At 40.8% G+C, this 14,758-nt stretch carries 9 protein-coding genes; 3 read left to right on the forward strand and 6 right to left on the reverse strand.

Annotation, left to right across the window (positions count from 1 at the left end):
- The first annotated feature begins 971 nt into the window (after positions 1 to 971).
- Positions 972 to 1,976: a phosphoribulokinase gene (locus ACN222_RS20630; RefSeq protein WP_010998262.1), complete on the forward strand. Its 1,005-nt coding sequence runs from the start codon at positions 972 to 974 to the stop codon at positions 1,974 to 1,976.
- Between the two features lie 264 nt (positions 1,977 to 2,240).
- Positions 2,241 to 3,503 (forward strand): methionine adenosyltransferase, encoded by a 1,263-nt coding sequence (gene metK / locus ACN222_RS20635; protein WP_010998263.1) that lies wholly within the window; start codon positions 2,241 to 2,243, stop codon positions 3,501 to 3,503.
- A 51-nt stretch (positions 3,504 to 3,554) separates the two neighbouring features.
- Here metK and ACN222_RS20640 read toward each other — a convergent pair whose 3' ends face one another.
- From ACN222_RS20640 to ACN222_RS20655, 4 genes are all read right to left on the reverse strand, one after another.
- The gene (locus tag ACN222_RS20640; RefSeq protein WP_044522097.1) at positions 3,555 to 5,240 is read right to left on the reverse strand and encodes a glycosyltransferase family 39 protein; all 1,686 of its coding nucleotides are present in this window, start codon (positions 5,238 to 5,240) and stop codon (positions 3,555 to 3,557) included.
- Positions 5,241 to 5,326: 86 nt separating this feature from the next.
- The gene (locus tag ACN222_RS20645) at positions 5,327 to 6,571 is read right to left on the reverse strand and encodes a glycosyltransferase (RefSeq protein WP_010998265.1); all 1,245 of its coding nucleotides are present in this window, start codon (positions 6,569 to 6,571) and stop codon (positions 5,327 to 5,329) included.
- Between the two features lie 548 nt (positions 6,572 to 7,119).
- Entirely contained in the window at positions 7,120 to 8,814 is a 1,695-nt protein-coding gene (locus tag ACN222_RS20650) for a glycosyltransferase family 39 protein (RefSeq protein ID WP_010998266.1), read from the reverse strand.
- A gap of 525 nt (positions 8,815 to 9,339) precedes the next feature.
- The gene (locus ACN222_RS20655; RefSeq protein WP_010998267.1) at positions 9,340 to 10,926 is read right to left on the reverse strand and encodes an LA_3751/LA_3752 family putative glycosyltransferase; all 1,587 of its coding nucleotides are present in this window, start codon (positions 10,924 to 10,926) and stop codon (positions 9,340 to 9,342) included.
- 255 nt (positions 10,927 to 11,181) lie between these two features.
- On the opposite strand from ACN222_RS20655, the gene cofH reads away from it, so the two are divergent.
- Positions 11,182 to 12,357 carry a 7,8-didemethyl-8-hydroxy-5-deazariboflavin synthase subunit CofH gene (gene cofH, locus ACN222_RS20660; RefSeq protein WP_010998268.1) on the forward strand — a complete coding sequence of 392 codons (1,176 nt, stop codon included), beginning with the start codon at positions 11,182 to 11,184 and terminating at the stop codon, positions 12,355 to 12,357.
- Between the two features lie 56 nt (positions 12,358 to 12,413).
- Here the strand turns inward: cofH and ACN222_RS20665 are convergent, their stop codons facing one another.
- Together ACN222_RS20665 and ACN222_RS20670 are read right to left on the reverse strand one after the other, a co-directional pair.
- Positions 12,414 to 13,319 carry an amino acid ABC transporter substrate-binding protein gene (locus ACN222_RS20665; RefSeq protein ID WP_010998269.1) on the reverse strand — a complete coding sequence of 302 codons (906 nt, stop codon included), beginning with the start codon at positions 13,317 to 13,319 and terminating at the stop codon, positions 12,414 to 12,416.
- Positions 13,320 to 13,507: 188 nt separating this feature from the next.
- Positions 13,508 to 14,710, reverse strand: coding sequence for a phosphoglycerate kinase (locus tag ACN222_RS20670; protein ID WP_010998270.1), 1,203 nt, complete (start codon positions 14,708 to 14,710; stop codon positions 13,508 to 13,510).
- Between the last annotated feature and the right edge of the window lie 48 nt (positions 14,711 to 14,758).

Consider the following 14,758-nt stretch of genomic DNA (forward strand, 5'->3'; position numbering starts at 1 on the left):
ACTTAGAGGATAAGTCTCGTGGAGAATGTTAATAATGAGTCAATTTAATCTTTTTTTTCGTGAACTTATACGCCTGGCTGGAAAAAGCAATTAGTCTTGAGTCCTGAGTCCTGAGTCTTGTATGCAAGTGCAATTAACAAATCATGAATGCTCTTGAGAAGACTTTTTATCAGCAGCCATCATCAACTGTGTACACCAGGACGGATGAAAAAGCCAATAGAGACTAGAGATGAGAAACCTGTGCTTTTTACTTAGCACTCAGCACCGACTACACGCCTTGCTACCGCTCTAAGCATAGCTATACCCGCAGGGCTTTACAGCACCCAGCACTCAGCACTTTTCCCCGCCAGATACATAACATAAGTTTTACTTGATGTGAAACATCTGTCAACCTATATTCAGCACCTTGGGATCATGCTTAAATTCAGCGTTATCTATCGGTATAAGATGATCCCCATAACTTTTTTGTACAACTTGCTGGTTCGCTCTGGAGATAGATTCAGCCGAGAATATTTTTCGCTAGGACGAGGGTATAAATTAAAAATTAGCGAAAATCTTCCCAAATTCGCTGCAAAAAAATTTATACCTTATAGACTGAATGATATAAACTTACAAAATAATAGACGAGTTTGCTACACAGATTACGAGTAGTGATTAGTGGAATTTTAGAAACCACAATTACATCATTGGTATGTTTGTTCAGTTGGTAGATTCTCTTGACAATCAATCTTGTATGGGATACCCCATTCTGTTAAAATCAGCTATACCACTAGGATTAAATACTTACCAGCTATAAATCAAGGATATTCACAGGATTGCAGCCGTTAATTTCGGTTGTAGGCCTATCTGGATGATTAATTAATGCTGTTAGGTAGCAAGAACGCAGGACAAACCTATGGGGTAAACTCCTGGCTTCACATTCTGCTGTGTGAAAAATTATTGATTGACACATTTAGTATCTGAGGAGATTTATGACAACTAAGCCGGAACGCGTGGTACTGATTGGAGTAGCCGGAGACTCCGGGTGCGGTAAATCTACGTTTTTGCGTCGTCTGATAGATTTATTTGGTGAAGAGTTTATGACGGTCATCTGTTTAGATGACTACCATTCTTTGGATCGTAAACAACGTAAAGAAACTGGAATCACCGCACTTGACCCCAGGGCCAACAATTTTGACCTGATGTATGAGCAGATCAAAGCGCTCAAAGAAGGGCAAACGATTAATAAGCCGATTTATAACCACGAAACCGGCCTAATTGATCCACCTGAGATAGTAAAGCCAAATCACATTGTAGTGGTTGAGGGTTTACACCCTCTATATGATGAACGGGTGAGATCGCTCCTCGATTTCAGCGTCTACTTTGACATCAGCGATGAAGTCAAAATTGCTTGGAAAATCCAGCGTGATATGGCAGAAAGAGGTCATCGCTACGAAGACGTTCTAGCGGCCATCAATTCTCGTAAGCCAGATTTTCAAAAATATATCGAACCTCAAAGAGAATTCGCCGATGTGGTGCTACAAGTACTACCCACCAACTTAATCAAGGATGATACAGAACGTAAAGTCCTACGGGTGCGGATGTTACAACGGGAAGGAAAAGAAGGTTTTGAACCCGCTTACCTGTTTGATGAAGGTTCAACAATTAACTGGACTCCTTGCGGACGTAAGCTTACCTGTTCTTACCCAGGAATGCAGTTATACTACGGTTCCGATGTTTACTACGGTCGCTATGTCTCAGTTCTAGAGGTGGATGGTCAATTTGACAACCTCGAAGAAGTAATCTACATCGAAACCCACCTCAGCAATACATCTACTAAGTATCAAGGTGAGTTAACTCAGCTGTTACTCCAACACCGTGAATATCCCGGTTCAAATAACGGAACTGGTTTTTTCCAAGTATTAACAGGTTTGAAAATGCGTGCTGCTTACGAGCGCTTGACAACAAAGGAAGCCAAACTAGCAGTTCAGGTTTAATACAGCAGTTTTTGTGTCAAAACTTCTGGGGTACTGACGAGTACCCCTTTTTTTGTATCCATGAAAACATATACAACCTATGGATAATTTCAGTAAATTAAATTTATTTAAAATAGATACTTAAAAATAGAGTAACTTTACCTGAAAAAACAAGATACTCCCTGCTGGATGTGTCAAGATTGTTATGATTTCAGTAATTAGTAGCTTGACTAAATATCTCAAATGTCTAGTCAGTGAAAATACTATCATTAGGAGGAATACGAATTGTCTCGACGTTATTTATTTACCTCCGAGTCAGTCACCGAAGGCCATCCAGATAAAATCTGCGATCAAATTTCTGATACGATTTTAGACACTTTGCTGGCACAAGACCCGACTAGTCGGGTGGCAGCTGAGGTTGTGGTAAATACTGGCTTGGTGTTAATCACCGGTGAAATCACCACCAAGGCTAACGTTAATTATGCCAATATTGCCCGCCAAAAAATTGCGGAAATTGGCTACACCAATGCTGATAATGGCTTTTCTGCTAACAGCACTAGTGTAATTGTGGCTTTAGATGAACAATCACCAGATATTGCTCAAGGTGTCAACACTGCTCAAGAAACCCGCGAACAGGATAGTGAAGAACTATTCGATAAAATCGGCGCTGGTGATCAAGGTATCATGTTCGGTTTTGCTTGTAACGAAACTCCAGAATTGATGCCTTTGCCTATTTGCTTGGCTCACCGCATTGCTCGCCGACTAGCAGCAGTCCGTAAGACTGGGGAGTTGTCCTACTTACGTCCTGATGGTAAAACTCAAGTTACCGTCGTTTATGAAGATGGCCGCCCAGTTGGCATTGATACAGTGCTGATTTCCACCCAGCATACAGCCACCATCGGGGATATTACTGATGAAGCGGCAGTACAAGCCAAAATTAAACAAGACCTGTGGACTGCTGTAGTGGAACCAGTGTTTGGTGACTTGGAAATTAAACCAGATCAAGAGACACGCTTTTTAGTTAACCCCACTGGCAAGTTTGTCATTGGTGGCCCGCAAGGCGACTCTGGTTTGACAGGACGGAAAATTATCGTTGATACCTATGGCGGTTACTCCCGACATGGTGGTGGCGCTTTCTCTGGCAAAGACCCCACAAAGGTAGACCGTTCTGCGGCTTATGCGGCTCGTTATGTAGCTAAAAATGTTGTAGCTGCCGGGTTAGCAGAAAAATGTGAAGTCCAGTTGAGCTATGCGATTGGTGTAGCGCGACCGGTGAGTATTTTTCTAGATACCTTCGGGACTGGCAAGGTAGATGATGAAATTCTGTTGGAACTAGTTAAAGATAACTTTGAACTACGTCCAGCAGGGATTATCCACAGCTTCAACTTACGCAACTTACCAAGCGAACGAGGCGGACGTTTTTATCAGGACGTCGCGGCTTACGGTCACTTGGGACGGAACGATCTAGATTTACCCTGGGAACGTACCGATAAGGCGGATTTCTTGAAGCAAGCGGTTACTCATTCATTGTCAGCTGCGATCGCCTAGATACTCTCTAATCCAGATACCCGACTTTTCTCAAAAGTCGGGTATCTTTGTTCACCGAGACTTTTCCCGACAGTGATAAATTTTGTATTCATAGCCGTCTACGGCGGTTAACGATTTGGTGTCAGCCAGACATTGTTTGACTTCTGCTGCTGTTGGCGCGTGGAAATTGACGAGCCACAGATCAAAAGGTCGTGGTAGTTGCTTCAGTGTCTTTTCTAGGGAAACAGTGGAAGTGCTGGGGTCTGTTTCTTGATGAGCTAGGAGAAACTGAGTAGAAGTTTGTGAAGAAGATAATTTTAATTCCCTGGCTATCCCCATCATTTCGCCAGTTTGGACTAAGGTTTTATGGGTTGTGGCAATGAGAACGGGAACCTGAGAATTTTGTTGGATGATTTGAACTAACAAATCAGGGCGGTAGTATTTTTGATAACCCAAATTACAAATAACTGTGACAGCACTAACGAATCCCATCAGCCAGATGATCATCACGGCTTTTTTGCTAGTTTGCCAATAGACGGCTAGGCTAGCACCCACGAGGATAATGACGGCGGGAAAATAAACAAAGTTGTAACGAGCGCCCCGTGTGATATCAACACCAAAAATATAAGTCAATATAAAGAATAAAGCGATCGCGCCTAAAACTACCCCAATAAATACTTGCGTCGCCAAACTGGTTTGGGGTTGTTGTAGTTGGAATTTAAACCCACGAACTAAAATCGGTGTTGCCCAAATAGCGAAAATTAGCATTACCAAGCCGGAAGCAATCACAACCGCTAACTGTGATGACTCGATTGGGAGCAACATAATCATTGTCACCCATGCAGCGAAAGCTTGGAAAATTGGGTTGATTAGGTGTAAGCCGATGCCCTGGACTTGAATCCACGCAGTTAAACTACTGCGATAGCGATTTTCTAAAATACTGGGTAGCCAAACTAAACCAGCTACAGCCGTACCAGCAGCTACAGCATAGATGCGCCACCAAAGGGGTGAGAAAAATACTAAAGTTTTGGCTTGTGTAGATTGTTGCCAGGCTAAAAATATTAATACCAAGGCTTCTGCACAAAGAGTTAGAGTGAAGAAGTAATGGGTGGCAATTCCCAAAGCATTAATTCCCACCCACAAGATGATTAACCAGAACGGTAATAATGTGCGGTTTTGAATGTGGCGTGTGGCAATTACTAAGCAGGACAGGGATGCAATCACCCAGATCATAGCTAAGGTGTAATGGCGTACTTCTTGTCCTAAATAAACAGCGTATGGTGAAACTGCCATCATCCCAGCCGCTAACTGTCCTACCAATGAAGAACGGAAGGCTAACCTACCTAAGATATATGTAAGGGGAATGGAAACTGCACCTAGTAAAGCGGGAAATGAACGCGCCGCTAATAGAGAAACTAATTCTCCTTGATTGGGAAACAACTTCATCCACAGATGCACCAGGACAAAATACAGTGGTGGATGGTTGTCTTCTGTGATTAAGTTGTGAATTACGTCTCCAATTCCAGAGGCTGGGTTTGGTTGTAGGGGTTGTAAGAGAATATCAGGTGCGATCGCCTGATCTAGGGGTACTGGTAAAAAACTATTCCCCAAGCTAAACACTAAAGTAGCAAATTCATCAGTCCAAGGAGGCTTGGCGGTCAAGTTGGTAAAACGTAAGCCCAGACCGATGATAAACCACGTTAGTAAAAGTAAAGGATGAAACCAGCGAGTCGAAACTTGAGAGTGCCAATTATACAAACCAATCTATTCCTTGCGAAAAGCCAAGTGGCAGAACAAGTCAATTTGTATATATTAGACCGCACATGACAATTTAAGTTCGCTGACTATTTTACGTCAGTGACTCGCCAGCTAAGTTTGAGGTTAACCCAGAAATTCCAAATAGTAGCAACGGCGATCGCTACTAGGTTAGCAACGTAGCGGTTAGGAATGAGGAAATTAAACACTAAATTCAACACCAATACATTCAGCACCAATCCCGCCAAACAAATAACGTTAAATTTAGCAAATCGCTTCAGGCGTTGATGCCATTCCTGTTGTTTCATGGTCACATCAGCAAACGTCCAAGCATCATTCCACAAAAAGTTATTGAAGATAGCGATTTCACCTGCAATAATTTTGCTGCGAGTCAGGGGCAAAGCCAAGGTTGAGGGGTCACTGAGTAAATACAGCAGTACCATATCTACAAACACTCCACTCAGTCCCACCAAGGCAAAGCGCAGAAATCGATCTATAGGGAAGTTTATTTTTTGCTTGACTCGACCTACACGCCCAGTAGATAAACGCAACCGGACTAAATGGTGAACATAGTCTATGTATTGCTTCCATGTGACTTTACTTTCACCCTGCTGGCGTTCGCAGAACACATAACCAACTTCAGCAATATTTTTGACATTACCCCGCCCAATTACCTCTAACAGAATTTTGTATCCCACTGGGTTGAGTGTTGCCCCGGCTACACTACTGCGACGCACCATAAAATAGCCACTCATGGGGTCAGAAACTCTTCCCAATACTCCCGGTAGCAGCATTAACCCCAAAACTTGAGCGCCACGAGACAAGAAACGTCTGACTACACTCCAACTACTGACACCGCCACCATCTACGTGACGACTGGCTAATGCCAAATCTGCTCCCTGGGTAATTTTTGTCAACAGTTGTGTTAAAACTTCTGGTGGATGCTGTAAATCTCCATCAATTACCCCTAGAACTTTTCCTCTCGCTACCTGCCAACCACGAACGACGGCGGAAGATAGCCCTCGTTCCTGTTGTCGTCGCATTACCCGCAGTTGGGGATACTCTTCAGTCAAAGAGTGGGCAACTTCCCAAGTCATGTCTGGGCTATCATCATCCACAACAATTAATTCGTAATCTCCTGGGATAAATTCATCTAGAGTTTGACTCAAAATTTTGACAACATTTTCAATATTGTCCCGTTCTTTATAGGTGGGGATTATTAGAGAAAAATATATATCTCTATGACCAGTACCGACACTATTCGGTGGTACATCAGAGACTTGTAAAAGGCCAGTTGGGACAGTTAATAATTCATTGGCGATGTTGATTTTCATAAATGTAGATGTGAGGTAAAAAATAGAGCTTATGTGTACAGTAGGCGTTAATAGTCAGTTGTCATTAGTCAGTTGCTTTTGAGGGAATCTATTATCCTTCATAGGAAGGGCTAGTAACAAAGCCAACAGGAATTAGAACGAATTACTATAGGAAATGGAAATAAGGAAATTTACTTAGTTCAGGTATTAGGTTGTTATGAATAGATTTAAACAACCATAGTTTTATTGTGACTACTTCAGTATGCAGTAACTAAGTGAATATGACTAATAATATCGTTGAAGGTTTACAAGCTTTTTAGACTTGAGTGCTAATTTTAAAGTCTTGATTAAATTGAGATTACTAATACTAATAAATTTGCTGATGAGATACTATCTAAAATTCAAATATAAGGAGTTATTGATAAATAGTTAAATAAGAAAAATTTCCCGATGGCTTTGATGTATTTTGATGAGAATATGACGATTATTCCATCAATGCCATTGAGAAATATGTTAACCACACAATTTAAATATTTGATTCAGTTTTTGCTGAGTATATTCTGTAAATTTCAACTATTGGCAGAACGCTTGTAAACTTTAAGGGTAAAACTATCTAAGTTCATCGTACCCGTGAGATTTTGAGTTTTTGTTAGTTGAAACTGCTTTGATAAAATTTTCTGTACCTTCTGATGTTCTATTTCTATCTGCGCTGGTGTTTTTAATTTCGACCATACAGGATTTGCACTTTCTAACCAAAGAATCCGGGGATATTTTTGGGTTTCATTTTTTAACACATTTTCCAGTGAAGTTGCTAAATCCGCAGGATGTTCAGCTAATAACATCACTGGGGCTTTTGCAGGTGCGTAATATGCTAAACGCAAAACATGACCCCAAGCTTTAGAGTTCATGGCTATGAGAGTTGGTTGTTCTTTATGTTGGGAGATGATTTCGGCGACTGCATGAAAAATTGAGCGCTGTCGTAAACTAAAATCGCTGATGCCAATGGTGAGATATAACAGCAATAAACCAGAAACTACTAGTGTGCGCCATTGTGAAGAAAAGGCTTTTTCTAACCACAAAGTTAATAATAATAAACACCCAGGAAGAATAATGATCATGGTTCTTCCACCACCAAAATTTAAAGTAGTCTTTTTAGTGACTATATCTAATCCTAAAGCTATTAAAAGAGGCAAAATTCCTAATATTAAAGCTACAGTCAAGTTTTTTCGCTCACCTTGTCGCCAAAGTTTCAGACTAGAGGCAATGATCAAGGCGATCGCTAAACAACCAACTATAACTATACTGATTGTGGGTAAGCTTGTTATCCAGTCTCCCAAGACTAAATTACTGGCTAAGGTCTGAGTTGTGTCTTGCAAGTGAGTTAATATTGCTGAACCAGTATTTTTAAGATTACCAAACCTGTTCAAATCTGCACTACGGATTTGTTTAATACCCCCCCACAGCATCCAAGGGACGGTTAGCATCACTCCTGCGCCTAAACGCAAACCATGTTGCCACCAATGCTGCCTATCAAGGTAAAGCACTAAAACGGCTAAAGCTATTACCCAATATAAATAAAAATAAAAGGTCAACAAACCAGCAGCAATGGAACCGATAAATAGGATGTTCCACCACAACTTATGACGACAGTTATGATTAGCTTTTGAATCGGTAGGTTGATGAATTAGATGAAAGAGTGAAGCAGCACTTAGTGTTGTCCACAAAACTAAAGGCGCATACATCCGCACATTCAGAGAGTGGAATAAATAAAAGGGGTTGATTCCCAGAAACGCCGCCAGCAGTAAGCCGCCACGATGTCCAATAAAAACTTTACCTAAACTGTAAGCACTAGCGATCGCGCCAATACTGAATAATGTATTTAAACTCCGCATGACTGCTTCGCTGTTACCGAAAAGGCGCAACCAAAAATGCTGACTCAAATAAAATAATGGTGGATGCGGTTCCCCTCCCAGTAGACTCAGCAGTAATTCTTTTACGGTAGAGATAACTGCACTAAAACCCGATTCAACAGGTAAGGAGAGTAACGGCAAATATTCAGCCAAGGCTACTGGTATATCTTTGGGGGTCTGGTAGGCACTTTTTTGGCCTGTAGCTAAGAGTAGAGATAGCACTTCGTCATACCAAAATTCTCGGCTACCTAAATTCACTATACGTAATAGCACGGCGATAGCGATCGCTACTAATGCTAAAGTTTCTAGAGAAACTAGTTTATTAAGTTTAGTAACTGGAACCCCAGGATTCATCAATATATTTGCTTATATGTTGCTGTCCTGATGATACCAAGAATATTCACAGACTACTGTAATATTTGTGTTAAATATGTCTTTGCGATTATCATAAGTATAAATACTGTTAATTGCAGTTATATTTTTAACTTTAAATATATTTAGGAATACGCTTGAGTAGGGCTTTGGTATCCGTTGGAAGATACACAGAGGTATTAATGATTCAGTTAAAAAAATAGTAAAACTTTTTTCCTTAAAAAGCTTACGTAAAGATTTCCAGATAAAAAATATCCAAAATTTTAGAGTGCATAAGTATGAATAATTTCTCAATATATAGGACTCATACTTGATTTTTGAAATACACGTAGGGTAGGCATTGCCCACCAAAACCATGAGTCGGTGGGCAATGCCCACCCTACAGATACTGAGAATTTTATGCGCAAGCGCAGGCTACGCCAACAGAAATCAAATCGGATTCCTATAGTTATGTTCTATCGCTGTGACGCATCCTACCAAACCTTAGTAGAGGTACAACTTAATTTTTCAATTACCTTTTGCTTGAACAATCTCAGCTTCTTGGATGATATACTTTTTATTCTTTTTCACTTGTGTCAATTGAACGCGTAAAAGTTTGTCTTTCGCAGAAATATTTAGTTGACTAGGTATAGTTGGTGAAGAGAAACATGGGTCATACGAAGCACATACGTAAACAAACTTATTATATCCTTGTTCGTTTAAAGCTAAACCTAGCTTGCTTACGTCGTCTGAATTCTTTGTGAGGAAAAATAGTTTGTTTTTAAAAGCAGCTTCAAAACTTTGGCTAATATATTGATGAGCAACGGCTACAATTTTGTGATCATCCTGGCGGAAAAAATTGAGGATATCTATAGCTTCAATGTTTCCAGTAAAATAGCTGTAATTTATCCCCATGAATGTATTTACGTGAACACCAACAATAAATAGTGCTGCGAAGATGCCAGTACTAATATATTTGATGCCAAACTGTCTAATTGATAACGTAGATTCTAAAATAAATACTGCTAGTAGGCTCAGTAATGGAATCAAAATCAACAAAAATCTAGGACCCCATTGTTTACCACCATCACTTGGCAAAAGTATAGGAACTAAAAAAATAAGGGGGATGGATATCAGCACAATTTTTCGCATTGCGGCTGTCAGTTTTATAGATTTATAGAACACTGACAAGCCAGTAAAAATAATTGTGAAATATACGACAGGAAAGTATTCTCGGAAATTCTTCCACAGCCGACCAAAAATCCTATTAGCTTTTGATAACCGATCTTGAAGAGAAAATTCTTCTACAACTTGGAGTGCATGAGCGCCTAAGGGATGATCGTAGATTAATTTGTTGATGAGAAAAAAGCAGGAAACCGTTCCCAGCAAGCTAATAATAAATAAGATTTTATGCTGATTTATAATACTGATTTTTCCTAGCTTAATTTGATAGGAAACAAGAGCCAAGGGAATTAAAATAGCAATTAGGGCGAGGAACTCAGGTCTGAACCAAACGGACAATCCAATCAAGATTCCACTAACTACGGCATCTTTTTTAGTAAACCATTCTTCACCTTTAGTTAAGATAATTACTAGTCCACCAAAAGCTAAACTCACTGCAAGTGTATGTTCCCAATACATGGCACTATACATGGTGAGTGGAGAAGCAAATATTAGTGTGGCAAGACCTATAGAAGTTGCAACTATACTCGTTTTGAAAAATTGGCAAATGCGATAAAAATTAAACCAGATTATCCATGTAGATAATAGAGGAACTATATAAAAACCTCTATAACCAAACAAGGCATGAAAAGGTGCTGTAATTAAGGGAAAGGTGAAAGGGAAAGTAATGTAGTAACGATTAGAGATTTTATAACTAAAAGGTGGCTCAAAAGGGTAAAGCCCATTATCCCAAAGATTACGCACCCATCCAGGTACTGATAAATCTAAATCAAAGTTTAACTTCCCAGAACTAAACTGCTTTGCTAGTAGGGCTTTTAATCCAGCGTCACCACTAAAGTAAATATCATCAGGTACTCGTGATAGTAAGTATAAGGAAAAAATTATACCCAATGAAATTATCAGTAAAGGTACATTAATTTTTGGTAATTTCATGTTGATAATTGTAGAAAAATCACTACTAAAATTAAATAAGAGAAGGTTAAAACTTTAGGATGATCGGCGGGTATTTACTCAATTGATAATACAATAATGTGTAGGCATCAGTAATATGACATACAATACCATGCAGCAAATTACCTTGTTAAGCCAAAGTGTGAAAGTTATATAATTTTTTGGTGTGATTAACGACAAAGTAAGTATTTGTATGCTCGTAAGTACAAAATTTTGTAGAGATATTTTTAATTTACTGTGAATTATAAAACTGTTGATGTAATTCTTGAGCGCGCCTTGCTAGGTGATGATATATCACCACAAGAGGGAGTAGTCTTACTAACGCAAACGGACTCAGGCGCGATCGCCTCTATTCGCGCTACAGCTGACAAACTCCGCCAACAGCAAGCCGGGGATACAGTTACTTACGTAATTAACCGGAATATTAATTTTACTAACATTTGTGAGCAGCACTGTAGTTTTTGTGCTTTTCGGCGAGATGATGGGGATGCGGACGCTTATTGGTTAGATTGGGCAGGTATTCGGGAAAAATCCCACGACGCGGTGCAGAGGGGAGCGACGGAAATCTGTATGCAGGGAGGTTTGCACCCACAAGCCCAGATTGATGGTAAATCTCTGCCTTATTACCTCAAACTAGTAGAAACGATTAAGCAAGAATATCCCCAAATTCATCTACACGCTTTTTCACCCCAAGAGGTGCAGTTTATCGCTAGAGTGGACGGACTGGAATATGTAGACGTAATCTCTGCTTTGCAAAATGCTGGCGTTAACTCCCTACCAGGAACAGCAGCCGAAGTTTTAGATGATGAAGTGCGGCGCATACTCTGTCCTGAAAAGATTAATACTGCTACTTGGTTGGAAATTATTGGTACAGCCCACAAAGTAGGCTTACATACTACCAGCACTATATTATCAGGGCATATTGAAACACCAGAACAAAAAATTGGGCATTTAGAAAAATTGCGATCGCTCCAACAAACAGCCATCAATCATAAATACCCTGCCAGAATTACCGAGTTTATTGTCTTACCTTTTGTCGGTCAAGAAGCACCTAAATCGCTACGTCGCCGTGTAGGACGTGACCAACCAATTTTAGCCGATGCCTTATTACTGGGTGCAGTGGCAAGAATTTACTTAGGTAATTGGATACCCAACCATCAACCAAGTTGGGTCAAGTTGGGGCTAGCTGGGGCGACAGAAGCCCTAACATGGGGCTGTAACGATATAGGCGGTACATTGATGGAAGAACACATCACCACAATGGCTGGTGCTGTAGGCGGTACGTGCATGGAAGTCGCAACCTTGCAAAATGCGATCGCTTCCATAGGCAGACCTTACCAACAACGAGATACACTTTATCACAAGGTAGATGCAGCCAAAAAACTGGCTAATACGGTAATGAGTAATGGGTAATTGGTGAAAATTTATTCTCAATTGCCAATCACCTATTACCTATTACCATCTAAAAGTTAAAGTTCACGCTGAGGAATTTCTTCCCGAAACTCGATAAACAACTGCATCGTTTCTTTCATTAAATCGCGCAAATCCCGATTCAACAGCAAAGCACCTTTAGCCCCAAACCAGCGATCAAAAATCGTCACATATCGAGTATCACCATTGACAAATCCCTGCATAAACTTCACTAGAGAATAATTGACTGCATCCAAAAATTTAGAGTTATCTTCAGGAACCATGCAGGCAATACCCTCTCGTGAATAAGGGCGATCGGGGACAATCGCAAAATCATCAGGATTTTCGACCCTTTGCAACCAACCCTCTAACAAAATGCTATCAGATGAGAAAGCATCTATTTTGCCTTCTTGCAAAGCCGTGTAACCTTCTGAACGACTTTTCAAATACACCAGTTTAGCTTGGGGTTGTACCCGCTTGATAGCCTGTTCATTGGTAGTTTGTGCTAACACACCAATGCGTTTACCAATGAGGGATTCAGGGGAACCAAGATTGCTGCCAGACTTCACTAATAATTGAGTACCAGTCGCCCCATAGCTGACAGAAAAATCTACCTTTTTATCTCTTTCCCAGGTAAAACTACTAGCATCACAAACAATATCAACTTGCCGATTAACTATTTTGGGAATCCTTTGTGCAGGAGTTAATGGCACTAATTTTAGTTGTATTTTTTTACCTAATTCTTTTTCTAAATGCCGCTTAATCTCAGACAACATATCGACAGAGTAACCAGTCAACTGTCCCTGAGCATTAGTATAGGCAAAAGGCATGGCATCTTTACTAGTACCAGCTGTTAGCACCCCTGTACGAGAGACTTTCTGCATCACCGTTTCTGCTAATGCTGCACCTGGTATAACTGTCGTCAACGTCAAACTGAAAAGAGCGATCGCCAAATTTTTATACATATTTGTAGTTATTAGTCAATAGTTAATCGTCATTAGTTATTATCCTCTGGCTTTTGTAGCTTTTGCGTCTACTCTAACCATTTCGGCTGCATATATTTTTTACACAAGGCTAGAGGTTAGGGGCTAGGGAATGTAATTAGTAATTAATTCCCAGCCTCTAGTCTCTAATCTTTAGTCCCTAATGCCTCTTACGCTTCATCTAAAGCAGCGATACCGGGCAGTACTTTGCCTTCGAGTAACTCTAAGCTAGCGCCGCCGCCGGTGGAGATGTGGCTCATTTGATCAGCCAAACCTACCTTCTCAACAGCCGCTACCGAGTCACCACCGCCGATGATGGTAGTTGTGCCAGTTTTGCCAATCTCTGCTAGTGTATGAGCGATCGCTTCTGTACCAGCAGCAAACTTATCAAACTCAAACACACCCATAGGCCCGTTCCAGATGACAGTTTTGGTATCTGCAAGGGCTGCTTGGAAGACTTTGACAGAATCAGGGCCGATATCCAAACCCATCCAACCATCGGGGATGTTTTCAATGCTGACAGTTTGAGAATTGGCATCAGGTGCAAAGTTATCTGCTAATACCACATCTGTAGGTAACAACAAGCTAACGCCGCGTTCCTTGGCTTTAGCTTCCAAAGACTTCGCCAGTTCCAGCTTGTCTTCTTCCACCAGAGATTTACCCACATTCAAACCACGAGCCTTGTAGAAGGTGAAAATCATCCCACCACCAATGATCAGCTTGTCGCACTTCTCTAGTAGTGTTTCAATCACACCGATTTTGCTGGAAACCTTAGAACCACCGATAATGGCTGCTAAAGGACGTTGGGGATTTTCGATCGCACTTTGTAAGTACTGCAATTCTTTCTCAACCAAATATCCAGCCACAGATGGGCTGAGGAATTTAGTCACGCCTTCCGTAGACGCATGAGCGCGGTGTGCAGTACCAAAAGCATCGTTTACGTAGAAATCAGCATTAGCCGCTAATTTTTTAGCAAATTCAGGATCGTTTTTCTCTTCTTCTTTATAAAAACGGACGTTTTCTAATAAAAGAACTTGGCCATTTTGCAAAGTAGCCACCTTAGCCGCAACTTCATCACCAATTGAGTCATCGGTTTTGATAACTTCTTGTCCCAACAACTCAGATAGCCGCTTGGCTACTGGGGTAAGACGCAACTTCTCATCTACACCCTTGGGACGACCGAAATGGCTTGCTAGAATAACCTTAGCGCCCTTTTGCGTCAAATCTTGGATGGTTGGCAGAGCCGCACGAATGCGAGTATCGTCTGTGATGTTGCCTTGATCGTCTAAAGGCACGTTAAAGTCAACACGCACTAAAGCGCGTTTACCAGAGATATCAGCAGCAGATAAACTAGCCACAGTTTTTTTAGACACAGCCAAACCCTCCTGATTGCCTTTTTGTTATTGTTTTGAAAGTAGAAC

This window comes from Anabaena sp. FACHB-595 (assembly GCF_048568275.1).
Classification (GTDB): Bacteria; Cyanobacteriota; Cyanobacteriia; order Cyanobacteriales; family Nostocaceae; genus Trichormus.